The organism is Pseudomonas sp. TH07 (assembly GCF_016651285.1).
Lineage (GTDB): Bacteria > Pseudomonadota > Gammaproteobacteria > Pseudomonadales > Pseudomonadaceae > Aquipseudomonas.
The window spans coordinates 4,475,455-4,489,915 of the sequence record NZ_JAEKED010000001.1; the positions used below are offsets into that span (position 1 = coordinate 4,475,455).

At 64.8% G+C, this 14,461-nt stretch carries 13 protein-coding genes and 2 pseudogenes; 8 read left to right on the forward strand and 7 right to left on the reverse strand.

Annotated features, from left to right (window positions below):
- Positions 1-25 precede the first annotated feature (25 nt).
- Genes JFU57_RS20835 through JFU57_RS20860 form a run of 6 tightly spaced genes read right to left on the reverse strand, consistent with a single transcriptional unit; the run spans position 26 to position 6,092 of the window.
- Complete coding sequence (locus JFU57_RS20835; RefSeq protein WP_020300631.1) at positions 26-394, reverse strand: Na+/H+ antiporter subunit G; 369 nt, start codon at positions 392-394, stop codon at positions 26-28.
- Entirely contained in the window at positions 391-669 is a 279-nt protein-coding gene (locus JFU57_RS20840; protein ID WP_078471443.1) for a K+/H+ antiporter subunit F, read from the reverse strand. Before JFU57_RS20840 ends, JFU57_RS20835 begins: the two co-directional genes overlap by 4 nt.
- Positions 666-1,154: a Na+/H+ antiporter subunit E gene (locus JFU57_RS20845; RefSeq protein ID WP_078471442.1), complete on the reverse strand. Its 489-nt coding sequence runs from the start codon at positions 1,152-1,154 to the stop codon at positions 666-668. The genes JFU57_RS20840 and JFU57_RS20845 overlap by 4 nt, the downstream gene beginning before the upstream one ends.
- A complete protein-coding gene (locus JFU57_RS20850; protein ID WP_201130640.1) occupies positions 1,151-2,836 on the reverse strand; it encodes a monovalent cation/H+ antiporter subunit D in 1,686 nt (561 codons plus the stop codon). The genes JFU57_RS20845 and JFU57_RS20850 overlap by 4 nt, the downstream gene beginning before the upstream one ends.
- Positions 2,833-3,177, reverse strand: coding sequence for a Na+/H+ antiporter subunit C (locus JFU57_RS20855; protein WP_003202835.1), 345 nt, complete (start codon positions 3,175-3,177; stop codon positions 2,833-2,835). Before JFU57_RS20855 ends, JFU57_RS20850 begins: the two co-directional genes overlap by 4 nt.
- Positions 3,177-6,092 carry a monovalent cation/H+ antiporter subunit A gene (locus JFU57_RS20860; RefSeq protein WP_078471440.1) on the reverse strand — a complete coding sequence of 972 codons (2,916 nt, stop codon included), beginning with the start codon at positions 6,090-6,092 and terminating at the stop codon, positions 3,177-3,179. The genes JFU57_RS20855 and JFU57_RS20860 overlap by 1 nt, the downstream gene beginning before the upstream one ends.
- Positions 6,093-6,336: 244 nt before the next feature.
- Between JFU57_RS20860 and JFU57_RS20865 the strand changes: the two genes are divergently transcribed.
- A complete protein-coding gene (locus JFU57_RS20865; RefSeq protein ID WP_201130641.1) occupies positions 6,337-6,810 on the forward strand; it encodes a hypothetical protein in 474 nt (157 codons plus the stop codon).
- Between the two features lie 8 nt (positions 6,811-6,818).
- Here the strand turns inward: JFU57_RS20865 and JFU57_RS20870 are convergent, their stop codons facing one another.
- On the reverse strand, positions 6,819-7,847 hold the full coding sequence (locus tag JFU57_RS20870) for a DMT family transporter (RefSeq protein WP_102047923.1): 1,029 nt from the start codon (positions 7,845-7,847) through the stop codon (positions 6,819-6,821).
- Here JFU57_RS20870 and JFU57_RS20875 point away from each other — a divergent pair.
- From JFU57_RS20875 to JFU57_RS20905, 7 genes and pseudogenes are all read left to right on the forward strand, one after another.
- On the forward strand, positions 7,842-8,405 hold the full coding sequence (locus JFU57_RS20875) for a helix-turn-helix domain-containing protein (protein WP_020300638.1): 564 nt from the start codon (positions 7,842-7,844) through the stop codon (positions 8,403-8,405). The genes JFU57_RS20870 and JFU57_RS20875 overlap by 6 nt on opposite strands.
- A gap of 197 nt (positions 8,406-8,602) precedes the next feature.
- Entirely contained in the window at positions 8,603-9,805 is a 1,203-nt protein-coding gene (locus tag JFU57_RS20880; protein WP_201130642.1) for an SfnB family sulfur acquisition oxidoreductase, read from the forward strand.
- Positions 9,806-9,818: 13 nt separating this feature from the next.
- Entirely contained in the window at positions 9,819-10,283 is a 465-nt protein-coding gene (locus JFU57_RS20885) for an acyl-CoA dehydrogenase (protein WP_020300640.1), read from the forward strand.
- Positions 10,283-11,679, forward strand: a pseudogene (locus tag JFU57_RS20890) (LLM class flavin-dependent oxidoreductase). The gene JFU57_RS20885 and the pseudogene JFU57_RS20890 overlap by 1 nt, the downstream one beginning before the upstream one ends.
- Before the next feature lie 136 nt (positions 11,680-11,815).
- Positions 11,816-12,805: an AMP-binding protein gene (locus tag JFU57_RS20895; RefSeq protein WP_201130643.1), complete on the forward strand. Its 990-nt coding sequence runs from the start codon at positions 11,816-11,818 to the stop codon at positions 12,803-12,805.
- Positions 12,802-13,578 (forward strand): ABC transporter ATP-binding protein, encoded by a 777-nt coding sequence (locus tag JFU57_RS20900; protein WP_201130644.1) that lies wholly within the window; start codon positions 12,802-12,804, stop codon positions 13,576-13,578. The genes JFU57_RS20895 and JFU57_RS20900 overlap by 4 nt, the downstream gene beginning before the upstream one ends.
- Positions 13,578-14,458 (forward strand): annotated as a pseudogene (locus JFU57_RS20905) (branched-chain amino acid ABC transporter permease). Before JFU57_RS20900 ends, JFU57_RS20905 begins: the two are co-directional and overlap by 1 nt.
- Positions 14,459-14,461: the final 3 nt, after the last annotated feature.

A 14,461-nucleotide genomic window follows, 5' to 3' on the forward strand; every position in this document is an offset into this window, starting at 1 on the left:
GTTGCCGTTGCGCCACCACCGCTCTTCAGTTACCGCTCTCGCTGCGCTTGCTGCTGACTTCGGCCGGTACATCGTGCCCGGCCATGCGCTTGCGAAACAGCGCGGCGCGGGCCAGCAGCAGGGTGGTCACCGGCACGGTGATCGCCAGCAGGATCGGGATCAGCCAGGCATGCAATACCGGGCCGGACTTGAGCGCCGAAAAGTAGATGATCGACGCCAGCGCCACGGCCCAGGAGCCCAGGGTGGTGGCCAGCGCCGGCGGGTGCATGCGCTGGAAATAGTCCTTCATGCGCAGCATGCCCACCGCGCCGATCAGGGCGAACAGACTGCTGAGCACCAGCAGGATCGCCACGGGGATCTCGACCCAGGGCGACAATTCAACCAGGCCATTCATTCGATCACCTCGCCACGCAGAAGGAATTTCGCCAGGGCGAAGGAGCCGACAAACCCGAGCAGCGCGATCAGCAGCGCCGCCTCGAAGTAGGTATCACTGGCGTAGCGAATGCCCAGCACCAGCATCATCAGCATCGCCAGGATGTACAGGTAGTCCAGGGCCAGGACCCGGTCCTGGGCCGAAGGGCCCTTGAACAGGCGGACCAGGGTCAGGACCATGGCCACCGAAAACAGGAACAGGCTGAGCAGGATTGCATTGGAGAGGAGGGCGCTCATTCGAAGATCTCCATCAGTGGCCGCTCATAGGCGGTCTTGAAGTGCTCGATGAATTGCTCTTCGTCGTCCAGGTCGAACACGTGCAGCAGCAGGATGCTGCGGTCCAGGGACAATTCCGACCAGACCGTGCCCGGCACCACCGTGGTGATGGTCGACAGCGCCGCCAGGCCGTTGGCATCGCGCAGGTCCAGGGGGATCTTGACGAACTTCGAGCGTGGCGGCCGGCGTCCGGCATTCAGCACGCTCCAGGCCACCGCCAGGTTGGACAGCACCACATCGCGGCCCACCAGCAGGAACAGGCGCAGGATGGTCATGGGCCGGCGAATGCGGATTGGCAATGGCCGCAACGGGCGCATCAGCAGGGGGGCGGCGAAACCCAGGATCGCCCCCAGCAACAGGTTGCCCGGGCTCAGGGACAGGTTGAGCAGCAGCCACAGCAGCCACAGCGCCAGGGACAGCCAGGGGGCGGGGAAGATGCGCTTCATGGCTGCACCTCCAGCGCTGCGGCTCGGGCTTCAGGACTGGGCACGGCGCGGGTGCCCAGCACCGCCATCACGTATTGCTGCGGGTTGTTGAGGCTGTCGGCGGTGGCCTGGGTGAAGCGCAGCAGCGGCTCGGCCTTGAACGTCAGCAGCACGCTCAGCCCCAGCAGGGCGATGATCGGCACGCATTCAAAACGACGCAGCAGGGGCGAAGGCCGCTCCTCGGGAGTCCAGAAGCGCTGGATGCCAACCCGGGAAAAGGCGATCAGCGAGGCCAGCCCCGAGAGAATCAGCAACGCCAGCAAGCCCCAGGCCGCGAGGCTGATCGGCTGCTCGCTGGCAACGCCCAGGCCTTGCGGGTTGAGCAGGGCGCTGATCAGGCTCAGCTTGCCGATAAACCCCGACAGTGGCGGCATGCCGATAATCAGCAGGGCGCAGGCGATAAAGCTCAGGCCGAGGAAGGCCATGGTCCAGGGGATGACCTGGCCGACCACGGCTTTTTGCTCGTCATCGAGGTTGGTGCCCCGGGGCGGTTGCAGGGATTCCAGCGGTCGTGGCAGGACTTCGACTTCATCCTCCAGGGGGATTTCATTGGCCGAGCGCGAGCGTTCGATCAACTCCGCCAGCAGGAACAGCGCACTCAGGGCCAGGGTGGAACTGACCAGGTACACCAGCGCCCCGGCGATCAATTGTGGCTGGGCGAACCCTACGGCCGACAGCAGGATCCCGGCCGAGACCAGAATGCTCAGGCTGGCCATGCGCTCCAGGCGCTGGGCGGCGAGAATCGCCAGGGCCGCGCAGGCAATTGTCGCCATGCCGCCGTAGATCAGCCACTCGCCGCCAAAGTAGGCCGATGCGCCGGCCTGCCCGGAAAACAGCAGGGTCCACAGGCGCAGCAGGGTGTAGACGCCGACCTTGGTCATGATCGCGAACATCGCCGCCACCGGCGCGCTGGCCGAGGAGTAGGCCGGCACCAGCCAGAAGTTCAGCGGCCACATCCCGGCCTTGGCCAGGAACGCGGTGGCGAGGATCGCCGCGCCGGCATGCAGCAGGCCACGGTCGGCCTCCGGCACCAGCGGGATCTTCAGCGCCAGGTCGGCCATGTTCAGGGTTCCGGTGACGCCGTAGATCAGCGCCGCGCCGATCAGGAACAGCGACGACGCCAGGAGGTTGATCGCGATGTAGTGCAAGCCCGACGAGACCCGGGCGCGCCCCGAACCGTGCAGCATCAAGCCGTAGGAGGCAGCCAGCAGCACTTCGAAAAACACGAACAGGTTGAACAGGTCGGCGGTCAGGAAGGCCCCGTAGAGGCCCATCAGCTGGATCTGAAACAGTGCGTGGAAGCTGGCCCCGGCGCGGTCCCAGCGAGCCATGGCGAACAGCAGGGCGCTGACGCCGATGATTCCGGTCAGCACCAGCATCAGTGCTGACAGGCGATCGACCACCAGCACGATGCCGAACGGCACCTGCCAGTTGCCCGGCAGGTACACGCCGATCGAGCCGGGCACGCCTTGTTGCTGGGTCCAGTACAGCAGGAGCACGGAGATACCCAGGCCGACCATGCTTGAAAACAGGTTGATCCGGGCCTTGAGCGGGCGATGTTTCTCGCCAAGCATCAGCATGATCGCGGCCGTCAGTAACGGCAGCAGGATGGGGGCGGCTATCAGGTGCGGCATCAGGTTCATTCTTTAGGCTCCCGGCCATCCACGTGGTCGGTGCCGGTCAGGCCTCGCGACGCCAGGAGCACCACCAGGAACAGCGCGGTCATGGCGAAACTGATGACGATAGCGGTGAGGACCAGCGCCTGGGGCAGCGGGTCGGTGTAGTGCAGCAGGTCCTGGGGCACGCCGTCCTTGATGATCGGCTCCTTGCCGATGAACAGGCTGCCCATGCTGAAGATAAACAGGTTGACCCCGTAGGACAGCAGGCACAGGCCCATCACCACCTGGAAGGTCCGCGGGCGCAGTACCAGCCAGACTCCGGAGGCGGCCAGGACGCCGATGGCGATTGCGATGACTTCTTCCATCAGGCGGCTCCAGGCTTGGGCAGGGCTTTGATCTGGTTCGGCTTGTGGGCCCGCACCGATTGGTGCGCCAGGGCAGTGAGGATCAGCAGGGTCGAACCGACCACCACCGCGTAGACCCCGATGTCGAAGAACAGCGCGCTGGCGATATGGATATCACCCAGTACCGGCACGCTCAGGTGCAGGGTATGGGTAGTCAGGAACGGATAGCCGAAGGCCATGGCCCCGAGGCCGGTAACCGTGGCGAACAGCAGCCCGGTGCCCATCCAGCGCAACGGTCGCAGGCTCATCTGCGCCTCGACCCATTGGGTGCCGGCGACCATGTATTGCAGGATGAAAGCCACCGACATCACCAGGCCGGCGACGAAACCGCCGCCCGGCTGATTGTGCCCGCGCATGAACAGGTAGAACGACACCACCAGGGCCACTGGCAGCAGCAGGCGCACCAGCACCGCCGGCACCATCATGAAGCCCAGGGCGGTATCGCTGGCCTGGCGCGGGTTGACCAGGTCGGTGACCACGTCCGGTGCCAGCAGGCGCTGCTGGGCCGGCAGTTGCATGCTTTCCTTGGGCGGGCGGAAGCGTCGCAGCAGGGCGAACACGGTCAGGGCCACGGCTACCAGCACGGTGATTTCACCCAGGGTGTCGAAGCCCCGGAAGTCCACCAGCATCACGTTCACCACATTGCTGCCACCGCCCTCGGGCAAGGCGCGGCTGAGGTAGAACGAGGAAATGTCATTCGGTGTCTGGCGCGTCAGCATGGCGTAGGAGAGCACCGCCATGCCGAGGCCGACGGCGGTCGACAGCGCCAGGTCGCGCAGGCGGCGGATGCGCGCCTTGGGCACGCTGCTGGGCAGTGGCGAGACGTCTTCGATCCGCCGCGGCAGCCAGCGCAGGCCGAGCAGGATCAGGACCGTGGTCACCACTTCGACCACCAGTTGAGTCAGGGCCAGGTCCGGCGCCGAGAACCAGACGAAGGTCACGCAGGTCATCAGGCCGCAGACGCTGACCATGGTCAGGGCCGCCAGCCGGTGATACTTGGCTTGCCAGGCGGCGCCCAGGGCACAGGCAATTGCCAGCAGCCACAGGGTGACGAACACGATCGAGCCCGGGATCTTCGGCCGGTCGCCCCAGGTCAGGCTGCTGTTGAGCATCGGGATCAGGCCCAGCAGCACGGCGGTCAAAACCAGCAGGAACAATTGGGTCTGCAGGCGCCGGGTGCTGATCCACCGCTCCAGGCGTCGGGCCAGGCGCATCATGCTCACCAGGCTGCGTTCGAACAGGCGCTTGCCGTTGAGCGCGCCGGTCAGCGGCGGGTAGGCGAAGCGTCCCAGGTGCAGCTGCTTGCGCAGCAGCAGGTAGAGCACGATGCCGCCGGACATGGCAATCAGGCTCATGATCATCGGCGCATTCAGGCCGTGCCAGATCGCCAGGCTGTACTCGGGCAGGACCCCGCCCACCACCGGCAAGGCCGCAGCGGCCAGCAGCGGACCGACGATCTGCGCCGGGAAAATCCCCACCAGCAGGCAGGTGAACACCAGCAGCTCCACCGGCGCGCGCATCCAGCGCGGCGGCTCGTGCGGGGTGTGGGGCAGGTCGGTGGCCGGCTCGCCGAAGAACACGTCGACGGTAAAGCGCAGGGCATAGGCGACGCTGAAGGTCCCGGCGATGGTGGCGATCACCGGCAGGGCGGCTTCGACCCAGGCGGTGGAGTTGATGAACACGGTTTCGGCGAAGAACATTTCCTTGGACAGGAAACCGTTGAGCAGCGGTACACCGGCCATGGAGGCACTGGCCACCATGGCCAGGGTCGCGGTGAACGGCATCAGCTTGACCAGGCCGTTGAGCTTGCGGATATCCCGCGTGCCGCTCTCGTGGTCGATGATCCCGGCGGCCATGAACAGCGAGGCCTTGAAGGTGGCGTGGTTAAGGATGTGGAACACCGCCGCCACGGCGGCCAGCGGACTGTTCAGGCCCAGCAGCAGGGTGATCAGGCCCAGGTGGCTGATGGTGGAGTAGGCCAGCAGGCCCTTGAGATCGTTCTGGAACATCGCGCAATACGCGCCCAGCACCAGGGTGCAGGCACCGGCGCCGCCGACGATCCAGAACCATTCTTCACTGCCGGAAAGCGCGGGCCAGAGCCTGGCCAGCAGGAACACTCCGGCCTTGACCATGGTCGCGGAGTGCAGGTAGGCCGAGACCGGGGTCGGTGCGGCCATGGCGTGGGGCAGCCAGAAGTGGAAGGGGAATTGTGCGCTTTTGCTCAGGGCGCCGATCAGGATCAGCGGCAACAGGATGGGGTACAGGGCATGGGCCCGAATCAGGTCGCCGGCGGCCAGTACCTGATCCAGGTCGTAGCTGCCGACGACATGGCCGAGCAGCATGACCCCCGCCAGCAGGCACAAGCCGCCCGCGCCGGTCACCATCAGCGCCATGTAGGCGCCACGGCGGGCGTCGGAGCGGTGGTGCCAATAGCCGATCAGCAGAAACGAGAAGAGGCTGGTCAGTTCCCAGAAGAACACGATCTGGATCAGGTTGCCGGAAATCACCAGGCCCAGCATGGCGCCCATGAACGCCAGGAAAAACGCAAAGAAGCGTGGCACCGGGTCTTCCGGCGACATGTAGTAGCGGGCGTACAGCGACACCAGGGTGCCGATGCCCAATACCAGAATGGAGAACAGCCAGGCAAAGCCGTCCATGCGCAGGACGAAGTTCAGGCCCAGGCTGGGCAGCCACATGAACTCCTCGCGGATCACGCCGCCATGGGCGATCTGGGGATATAAAAGGGCTACTTGAATGGTCCCGGCCAAGGCAACAAGGCCGGCCAACAGGGATTCGGTGTTACGTGCGTTGTGCGGCAACAAGGCCGCTACACAGCTTCCAATAAAAGGTAGAAGCAATAGAACTATCAGGGACATAGGCTTCTAATCTGCGGAGAATTCTGACGAATGATACGTGCCGGACCCCGGATCACCAAACGTCAAGCTGTGCCAGGATCCTACAAAACTAGTTACATCAGGTTTCAAAGTAGGGGACAAACCCGACACCTGCCCAAAAACCGTGGCCATTTACTCGACACCGCCAGTGACCTGCGGCCATCGCTAAATGTTATCGTGGCGCCCGCGCCGACCCCAGGCTTGCAAAGGACCCTGCAGACTTCCCATGACTTCCACTACCTTGCGCCACAAGACCCTGATCATCGTGCTGCTGGTCATCATCCTGGGGTTGCTCGTCAACCTGTGGTTCGGCTTTATCGCCAGTTCGCCGAGCATGGGGATGCGGAAGATCAAGACCCTTGAACCCTTGCTGATCGGAGGGCCCCTGGAGGATGACAACGTGTATGCGCTGCCGCCGGGCACGCTGCTGTTTCTGGACACCGCCTTTGCCGAAGGGCACGTCCGCTACCTGGCGTACTTCTATCACAAGGGCGCGTTTGCCCATGAAGAGGTGCCGGCGGACCTGGAACACGGCCCCACTCTGGGGGCGCCCACCTGGCTGTACAACGTTGACCTGGACAACCCGGACGCACCCATCCCGCGCCCCCCGATGACCCGCGACGATATCGTCCAGGCCGTGCGCGCCGGCCAGGTCACGCGCCAGGACCTGACCGCCATCCTGCGCTCCCTGCCCAAGTAGCCTGGTGCTTACTGGCGTGATTCCAGCGTCTGCTCCTGCTCATCCGCCTCAGGCACCGGTTCGGCACGGCCCCTGGTTTTCAGCTCGCTGATGATCACTGCCGCCACGATCAGCGCACCACCGACCAGGGCCAGGGCCGGCAGCCGTTCGCCGGCGATGCGTCCGACCAGCCCGGCCCAGACCGGTTCGCCGGCGTAGATCAGGGTGGCGCGGGTCGGCGAGACGCTTTTCTGCGCCCAGTTCATCGCCACCTGGATCGCCGCACTGGCGGCGCCCAGGCCCAGGGCGCTGGCCAGCAGCAGCCAGGAAAACGACGGCAGGCTTTCCTGGGTCGGTACCACCATCAGGAACGCCAGCAATGAGGTCGCCGCCAGTTGCACCACGGTGACCCGGCGCACATCGACCTGGCCGGCGTAGCTGCTGATCAGGATGATTTCTGCGGCAATGGCCACGGTGCTGATCAGGGTGGCGATTTCCCCGGGGCTGAAATCCAGCGAAGCGCCGTTGGGCCCCGACAGCAGCATCAGCCCGGTAAAGGCCAGCATGATGCCGATGCTCGGCATCAGCCCCGGGCGCTTGCCCATGAACAGCCATTGCAGCAGCGGTACAAAGGGCACGTAGAGCGCGGTGATAAAGGCCGACTGGCTGCTGGGAATGGTCTGCAGGCCGATGGTCTGCAAGCCGTAGCCGAGCATGATCGCGGTGCCGATGAAAGTCCCGGCCTTGAGTTCGAACCAGGTCAGGCCCCGCAGGCTGCGGGCCGAAAATAGCGCGACGATGATTGCGCCGGCGGCAAAGCGCAGGCCGACGAAAAACATCGGCCCGCTCACGGTCATGGCGTGCTGCACCATCAGGAAGGTGCCGCCCCAGATCATGGTGATCAGCACCAGCACGCATTCGGCTTTGCTCAGCTTGAGGAAGGTTTTGCGGGAGTTCACCGGAGTCATGACCTTGCGTACAGGGGGAGTGGAACGCACAATGCGCCGAAATGCGGGCAGTATACTGCGCAATCCTTCTAAGTGAGCAATATAGTGCACAAAGAATCCGGCCAGCGGGCTTCGGTCCTGCAACATGTCAGCCTCAATGTGCGCCGCCTGCGCCACGCCGCCGGGCTGAGCCAGAGCGTCCTCGCGGAACAGTCCGATGTCAGCCGGCGGATGCTGGTGGCCATCGAGGCCGGCGAGAAAAACGTCAGCCTGGGCACCCTCGACCGGGTGGCCGCGGCCCTGGGGGTCGCGTTCAGCGACCTGATCCAGGCCCCGGAAGTGCGTGACCCCAGCCGTATCAATGAGCTGGCCTGGGCCGGGACCATCCCCGGCAGCACGGCGATGTTGCTGGCCAAGGCCGTGGCCACCCGCGAGGTTGAACTCTGGGAGTGGCGTCTGGAGCCGGGCGAGCTCTATCAGTCGCAATGCGATGCCGAAGGCTGGAGCGAACAGATCTATGTGTTCGAAGGCTGCCTTACCCTGGTACTGGGCGATACGGAGCGGCGGATCGAGACCGGCGAGTTCTTCATGTTCGCCAGCCACGTGCCCCATGCCTATCGCAACGACGGCCCGCTGGCCACGCGCTTCGTGCGCAATGTGGTGGTCTGAACTGACGCCAGGGCAACTGTTGGCCAGCCAACAGTGCTTGAACACTTTGCCTGTTTTGAATTGATGCCAGTTCTCTGATTGTTGATTAAGAGGCTGATAAACAAGGCTTTTAAACTTCGGCACGACTTCTGCAATAAGTCCTGAAACACAGGTCCGCCACGGGCCTGGCGCATTCATCCAGGACTTGGAGTCGGCCCATGACAGCCTCTGCCCAACCCACTCGAACCGCCCATATCATTCGCACCGACGCCGAGGCGATCAGCATCGCCCGGGAGCTGGCCGAGCGCTTTGCGGTCGATGCCAGCGTGCGTGATCGCGAGCGGCGCCTGCCGGTCGCCGAACTCGACGAGTTTTCCGCCAGCGGCTTGTGGGGCATCACCATACCCAGGGAATACGGCGGCGCGGGGGTGTCCTACGTCACGGTGGCCGAAGTGATCAAGATCATTTCCGCGGTCGACTCGTCCCTGGGGCAGATCCCGCAGAACCACCTGGGCGTGCTCGACATCCTGCTGCAAACCGCCAGCGAAGAGCAGAAGCGCTACTACTTCGGCAAGGTGCTGCAGGGCGTTCGCTTCGGCAATGCCTTCTCCGAAGCCAAGAGCAAAAACGCCGGGGCCTTTGAAACCACGATCCGCTTCGACGGTGACAGCGCGCAGATCGACGGCGAGAAGTTCTACTGCACCGGCGCGCTGTTCGCCCATATCGTGCCGGCGGTGGCGGTGAACGAGCAGAACCAGGCGTTTATCGCCTTTATCGAGCGCGATAACCCCGGGCTGACAGTGATCGACAGCTGGGACGGCTTCGGCCAGCGCACCACCGCCAGCGGCGGCGTGACCCTGAACGCGGTCCGGGTGCCGCTGAGCGCGGTGATCCCGGCCCATCGCGCCTTCGATGAGCCCACGGCCGACGGGCCGATTTCGCAGATTATCCAGGCCGCCGTGGACACCGGCATCGCCGTCGGCGCCCTTGAAGAAACCAAACACTACGCCCGCCAGTCACGGCCCTGGATCGACAGCGGCCTGGACCATGGCTGGCAGGACCCGTTCACCATCGCCGCCATCGGCGACCTGGAATGGCGCGTCCACGGCACCGAGGCGATCCTCGAAAAAGCCGGGAGCGCCATCGACCAGGCCTTGCTCAACCCCAATGAAGACAGCGTGGCTCACGCCTCGGTGGTGGTGGCCCAGGCCAAGGTGCTGTCGGCCGAAAGCGCCTTGCTCGCCAGCAGCAAGTTGTTCGAACTGGCCGGGACCCGCTCGGTGCTCGGCAAATACAACCTCGACCGTTACTGGCGCAACGCGCGCACCCACACCCTGCATGACCCGGCGCGCTGGAAATACCACCTGATCGGCAACTTCCTGCTCAACGGCGTCAAGCCAGCCCGTCACGCCTGGAATTAAAAGGACTTCGCTCATGAATGCACTGACCCAAACCGCTGCCGCCCAGCCGTCCCTGGCCCGCAGCGGCAATGACCTGGAACGCGCCCGGCAACTGTTGCAGCAGACCCTGCTGTTCGTCCGCGAGCAGGCCCAGCCCTGGGCTGGCAGCGGCCTGGCCAAGGCCAGCGACGACCCCTATGTGATCAGTCGTTTCGGCGACTTGCAGATCCGCATCGAAGTCGCGGCGGCCTTGCACGAACGGGCCGAAGCCCTGCGCAACGCCGCCCAGGACCCGGCCGAGGTCAGCGTGGCCCAGGCCGAGGCGGCGATTGCCAGTGCCGAAGCGCTGCTGGCCGCAAGTAACGCCGAATTCGAATTGACCGGGCAACGCAGCCCGCAGTTGGCGGCTCTGAACGATCCGCTGCGCTGGAAATATCAGTTGATCGGCAACTACCGCCTCAATGGCGTGCTGCCACCGAGCCTCAGGAGTGCTGTTTGATGTCCCGTGAAATTCGCCTCAACGCCTTCGACATGAACTGCGTCGGCCATCAATCCCCAGGCCTGTGGGCGCATCCGCGCGACCGCTCGTGGCAATACAAGGACCTTGAATACTGGACCGACCTGGCCAGGATTCTTGAACGCGGCAAGTTCGACGGTCTGTTTATCGCCGACGTGCTGGGCATCTATGACGTCTACAACGGCAACGGTGACGCGGCGATCCGCCAGGCGACCCAGGTTCCGGTGAACGACCCGTTGCAACTGATCCCGCCGATGGCGCTGGTGACCGAGCACCTGGGTTTTGGCCTGACCGCGTCCCTGTCGTTCGAGCACCCGTATCCCTTCGCCCGGCGCCTGTCGACCCTGGACCACCTGACCAAGGGCCGCGCCGGCTGGAACATCGTCACCTCCTACCTGGAAAGCGGGGCCAAGAACCTGGGGCAGAAGACCCAGACCGAGCACGACGCGCGTTATGACTTTGCCGAAGAATACCTGGAGGTCTGCTACAAGCTCTGGGAGGGCAGTTGGGAAGACGGGGCGATCCTGCGTGACCGCGAGCGGCGGATTTTCAGCGACCCGAGCAAGATCCACGAGATCCAGCACTTTGGGAAACACTTCCAGGTTCCCGGTATCCACCTGTGCGAGCCCTCGCCGCAGCGCACGCCGGTGCTGTACCAGGCCGGGGCATCGAGCCGGGGCAAGCAGTTTGCCGCCGAGCACGCCGAATGCGTATTTGTTGCCGCGCCGTCCAAGGTGCTGCTGAAAAAGACCGTGGCCGATATTCGCCGCCGCGCCGCCGAGGCCGGGCGTGATCCGTCGAAGATCCTGATTTTCAACCTGCAGACGGTGATCCTCGGCGAGACCGATGCCAAGGCCAAGGCCAAGTTCGAAGAGTACAAATCCTGGGTCAGCTATGAGGGGGCGATGGCCCTGATCTCGGGCTGGACCGGTATCGATTTCAGCCAGTTCAAGCCCGATGAACCGCTTAAACATGTGCACACCAACGCCATCCAGTCGGCGGTCGAGGCGTTTTCCACGGCGGACCCGAACAAGGTCTGGACCCCCATGAGTTGGCGGACTGGGTGGGGATTGGTGGTTTTGGCCCGTTGTTCGTCGGCAGCCCGGAGACCGTCGCCGACCTGTTGCAGGAGTGGGTCGAAGACACCGATGTCGATGGCTTCAACCTGGCGTATGCCCTGACCCACGAGACCTTTGTCGACGCCGTGGAATTGCTGGTGCCGGAGTTGCAGAAGCGCGGCGTGTACAAGACCGAATACGCCCCCGGCACCCTGCGCGAAAAACTCTTCGGCGCCGGCCCACGCCTGCCCGAGATCCACCCCGGCAGCGCCTGGCGTGATCTGGGTGGCCAACGCGCCGCCGCGCAAAAAACTGCCTGAGGAGCCTCGGCAGAAAACACATAGGGCTGCAGCAGGCGGATGGTCGTTGCTCATGAGGGGCAGCGGCCACAGATTTTGATTCACCCAACCCCCAGCCAGCGGACCACCGCACGCTTTAGCCATACGAGGTAAGCCCATGAGCGTGCATGAACTGAAACGTCCGCCCGTTGCCGAGCCGTTGGCCGCTGACGGGCGGCTGAGCCTACCCCAGGCCTTGGAGCAACTGCGGCACTGGGCCCAGGTCAGCCCGTTGCAAACCGCGCTGCGCCACAAGCGTCACGGCCAGTGGTATGCCTGGCGCTGGATCGACGCCTTGCGCGATGTCGAGCGCCTGGCCGACGGCCTGCGCCAGCAGGGCTTCAGCGAGCAGTCGCGGCTGGCCCTGAGCGGTGCATTCGAACCCAACCTGTTGCTGCTGGCCCTGGCGGCCCAGAGCATCGGCGCCCAGGTCTTGAGCCTGGGCGACGAGCTCGGCCCCGAGGCCCTGCGCCAGGCCTTATGGCGCTTGCAACCGAGCCATGCCTTTGTGCATTCGCGCCAGCAATTGCGGCAATGGCTGGCCGCGGTGCAGCACGCCCCAACGCCACTGGTGCTGATCAGCAACCAGCAGGTGCCGCGCCTGCCGGCAGATGCACCGCAACCGCTGGTGGAGTTCGCTGCATTGCTCGGCGCCAGCGAAGCCCCGCAACGCCAGGTCTACTGGCGTCAGCCGGTGGCCGCCGCGCAGTTGTGGAGCGAGGAGGGCACCCAGTGGCAGGACGGGCTCAAGGTGGTGCTCGAACAATGGTTGAGCAGCGGCCACAGCCTGGCGTTCCCCGAAAGCCGTGGCAGTGCCGGTCGCGACCGCCGCGACGTGGCCCCCAGCGGCTTGCTGCTGTCCGCCGAACGCCTGCAACGCCTGGCCGACGACATCGAAAACCGCCTGGCACCGCCCCTCAGCTGGCGCCGGCAACTCTGCGAATGGGCGCTGGCCCACCCCGAGCACCGCCTGGCCCGGCTGTTGAAAAACCGCGTGCGGCGCCTGCTCGGCTTCCAGCGCCTGGACTTTATCTGGCAAGCCCCGAGTCACGCCGCGCGAGCCTCGGCGCCGACCTGGCTGGCCGAATTCAAACGGAACATCGCATGAGCCCAACCGATTGCATCTTGCAGGTCAGCGCCATTTCCCTGTCGTTCAAGGGGGTCAAGGCGATCAATGAACTGTCCTTCGACGTCCGGCGTGGAGAGATCTGCGCCCTGATCGGCCCCAACGGCGCCGGCAAAAGCTCCCTGCTCAATGTGTTGAACGGCGTGTACCGCTTCGACGCCGGGGCCATCGTCTTCAACCAGCAGGCGTTCAAGCGTATCGACCCTCTGAGCGCCGCGCGCCGTGGCATTGGCCGCACCTTTCAAAACAACGCGCTGTTCAAGAAGATGAGCGTGATCGACAACATCCTCACCGGGCTTTCGCGACACATGCGCGTCAGCTTTATCGAACAGGCCCTGGGCCTGCCCCGGGCGCGGCGCGAGGCCGAGGCGTTCCGCCAGCGGGCCCAGGGCATCCTCGAATTTCTTGAACTGCAGGCCCAGCGCGATGTGCTGGTGGGCAACCTGTCCTACGGCCTGCAAAAGCGTGTGGAGCTGGGGCGGGCGCTGATCGCCGAGCCCAGCCTGTTGCTGCTGGATGAGCCCATGGCCGGGATGAACGCCGAGGAGAAGCAGGAAATGGCGCGCTTTATCGCCGATATCAACCGCGACCTGGGCACCACCGTGGTCCTGATCGAGCACGACATGAGCGTGGTCATGGGTCTGTCCGACCATGTGGTGGTGCTCGATTACGGACGCAAGGTCGGCGACGGCACCCCGGCCCAGGTGCAGGCCAATCCGGAGGTGATCGCGGCCTACCTGGGAGTGGTGCACTGATGAATTTCTTTCTCGAAACCCTGCTCGGCGGCTTACTGGCCGGCACCATGTATTCCCTGGTGGCCATCGGCTTCGTGCTGATCTACAAGGCCAGCGGAGTGTTCAACTTCGCCCAGGGCGCCATGCTGCTGTTCGCCGCGCTGACCTTTGTCAGCCTCCACGAACAGGGCGTGCCCTTTGCCGTGGCCTTGCTGCTGACGGTGCTGGTGATGGTTGTCGGCGCCCTGCTGATCGAACGCCTGGTGCTGCGGCCGCTGGTTAACCGTTCGCAGATCACCCTGTTCATGGCGACCCTCGGCCTGTCGTTCATCATCGAGGGCCTGGCCCAGGGGCTGATGGGCTCACAGGTCCGGGCCCTGGACCTGGGCATCGACGACGTGCCGCTGTTTCTCGGGCCGTTGATGGTCAGCCAGTTCGACCTGATCGCGGCGGCGACCGCCCTCGTGCTGGTGACCGTGCTGGCGCTGTTGTTCAACAAGACCCGCATCGGCGTATCGCTGCGGGCGGTGGCCGACGATACCACCGCGGCCTTGTCCATCGGCATCAACCTCAACCGCATCTGGCAGATCGTCTGGGCGGTGGCCGGGGTGGTCGGGCTGGTGGCCGGCTTGCTCTGGGGCGCGCGCCAGGGGTGCAATTCTCGCTGTCGCTGGTGGTGCTCAAGGCCTTGCCGGTGCTGATCATCGGCGGCTTCACCTCCATCGGCGGGGCGATTGTCGGCGGGCTGATCGTCGGTGCCGCCGAGAACCTGGCCGAGGTCTATATCGGCCCGCTGATCGGCGGCGGCATCACCCCCTGGTTCGCCTATGCGCTGGCCCTGGCCTTCCTTTATATCCGTCCCGCCGGCCTGTTCGGCGAACGCGCCATCGAGCGAGTGTGAATT

Excerpts from the sequence above, each read along its gene's own strand:
- JFU57_RS20885 (WP_020300640.1), top strand. The coding sequence starts at position 9,819 with ATGAATGCACTGACCCAAACCGCTGCCGCCCAGCCGTCCCTGGCCCGC.
- JFU57_RS20895 (WP_201130643.1), top strand. The coding sequence starts at position 11,816 with ATGAGCGTGCATGAACTGAAACGTCCGCCCGTTGCCGAGCCGTTGGCC.
- JFU57_RS20865 (WP_201130641.1), top strand. The coding sequence starts at position 6,337 with ATGACTTCCACTACCTTGCGCCACAAGACCCTGATCATCGTGCTGCTG.
- JFU57_RS20860 (WP_078471440.1), bottom strand. The coding sequence starts at position 6,092 with ATGTCCCTGATAGTTCTATTGCTTCTACCTTTTATTGGAAGCTGTGTA.
- JFU57_RS20880 (WP_201130642.1), top strand. The coding sequence starts at position 8,603 with ATGACAGCCTCTGCCCAACCCACTCGAACCGCCCATATCATTCGCACC.
- JFU57_RS20900 (WP_201130644.1), top strand. The coding sequence starts at position 12,802 with ATGAGCCCAACCGATTGCATCTTGCAGGTCAGCGCCATTTCCCTGTCG.
- JFU57_RS20855 (WP_003202835.1), bottom strand. The coding sequence starts at position 3,177 with ATGGAAGAAGTCATCGCAATCGCCATCGGCGTCCTGGCCGCCTCCGGA.
- JFU57_RS20845 (WP_078471442.1), bottom strand. The coding sequence starts at position 1,154 with ATGAAGCGCATCTTCCCCGCCCCCTGGCTGTCCCTGGCGCTGTGGCTG.
- JFU57_RS20835 (WP_020300631.1), bottom strand. The coding sequence starts at position 394 with ATGAATGGCCTGGTTGAATTGTCGCCCTGGGTCGAGATCCCCGTGGCG.
- JFU57_RS20840 (WP_078471443.1), bottom strand. The coding sequence starts at position 669 with ATGAGCGCCCTCCTCTCCAATGCAATCCTGCTCAGCCTGTTCCTGTTT.
- JFU57_RS20850 (WP_201130640.1), bottom strand. The coding sequence starts at position 2,836 with ATGAACCTGATGCCGCACCTGATAGCCGCCCCCATCCTGCTGCCGTTA.